This is a genomic window from Neisseria sp. HMSC061H08, from assembly GCF_001836795.1.
Classification (GTDB): Bacteria; Pseudomonadota; Gammaproteobacteria; order Burkholderiales; family Neisseriaceae; genus Neisseria; species Neisseria subflava_A.
On sequence record NZ_KV830579.1, the window covers coordinates 1 to 1,837 of the forward strand.

Here is a 1,837-nt window from a genome sequence, read left to right on the forward strand (position 1 = left end):
ATCGACGGCGGGCAGGTACAAGCAGGCGGACTGCTGACTGCCCAAGCGCAAAATATCAACCTTAACGGTACAACCCAAACTTCCGGTAATGAACGTAACGGCAATACCGCTATCGATCGTATGGCCGGTATTAACGTGGCCGGAAGCTATACTGAGCAAGTAGATAACAGAGCTTCAGACGGCATCCTATCCCTGCATGCCGACAACGATATCAACCTTAATGCAGCCACCATCTCTAACCAAGTTAAAGGCGGCACCACCCAAATTACCGCTGGTAATAATCTCAACCTCGGCACCATCCGTACCGAACATCGCGAAGCCTATGGTACATTAGATGACAAAAATCATCGTCATGTCCGACAAAGTGCCGAAGTCGGCAGCAGTATCCGCACGCAAAACGGCGCACTGCTTAGAGCCGGCAACGACTTAAAAATCCGTCAAGGTGAACTGGAGACCGAAGAGGGCAAAACCGTCCTTGCCGCAGGACGTGATGTCAATATCAGCGAAGGACGCCAAATAACCGAATTGGACGCCGCTGTAAGCGGGAAAAGCAAAGGCATCCTTTCCAGTACCAAAACACACGACCTCTACCGCTTTAGTCATGATGAAGCAGTCGGCAGCAACATCGGCGGCGGCAAAATTATCGTTTCAGCTGATCAGGATATCAATGTACGCGGCAGCAACCTTATTTCTGATAATGGCACTGTTTTAAAAGCAGGACACGACATCGATATTTCTACTGCCCATAATCGCTACACCGGCAATGAATACCACGAGAGCAAAAAATCAGGCGTCATGGGCACAGGCGGATTGGGCTTTACTATCGGTAACCGAAAAACTACCGATGACACTGATCGTACCAATATTGTCCATACAGGCAGCATTATAGGCAGCCTGAATGGAGACACCGTTACAGTTGCCGGGAACCGCTACCGACAAACCGGCAGTACCGTCTCCAGCCCCGAGGGGCGCAATACCGTCACTGCCAAAAGCATAGATGTAGAGTCCGCAAACAACCGGTATGCCACTGACTACGTCCATACCCGGGAACAAAAAGGCCTCACCATCGCCCTCAATGTGCCGGTTGTCCAAGCTGCACAAAACTTCGTACAAGCAGCCCAAAATGTGGGCAAAAGTAAAAATAAACGCGTTAATGCCATGGCTGCAGCCAATGCTGCATGGCAGGGTTATCAAGCAGCCCAACAAATGCAACAATTTACTCCAAGCAGCAGTGCGGGACAAGGTCAAAACAACAATCAAAGCTCCGGTATCAGTGTGTCCATCACCTACGGCGAACAGAAAAGTCGTAACGAGCAAAAAAGCCGTTACACCGAAGCGGCAGCAAGTCAAATTATCGGCAAAGGGCAAACCACACTTGTGGCCACAGGAGGCGGGGAGCAGTCCAATATCAATATTACAGGTTCCGATGTCATCGGCCATGCAGGTACCACCCTCATTGCGGACAACCATATCAAACTCCAATCTGCTAAACAGGACGGCAGCGAGCAAAGCAAAAACAAAAGCAGCGGCTGGAATGCAGGCGTAGCCATCCAAATAGGCGACGGCATCAGTCTTGGCATTACCGCCGGAGGAAATATCGGCAAAGGTAAAGGACAAGGGGAAAGTACTACCCACCGCCACACCCATGTTGGTAGCACAGCCGGCAAAACGATTATCCGAAACGGCGGGGATACCACCCTCAAAGGTGCGCAGCTTATCGGCAAAGGCGTACAGGCAGATACGCGCAACCTGCATATAGAAAGTGTTCAAGATACTGAAACCTATCAGAGCAAACAGCAAAACGGCAACGTCCAAGTTACCGTCGGTTACGGATTCA

1 protein-coding gene is annotated in these 1,837 nt (G+C 50.6%); it reads left to right on the plus strand.

Features of this window, described 5'->3' with window-relative positions; all coding sequences use genetic code 11:
- Window positions 1–1,837 (plus strand): hemagglutinin repeat-containing protein (locus HMPREF2675_RS07835; protein WP_210399855.1); only part of this gene is annotated, 1,837 nt, incomplete at both ends.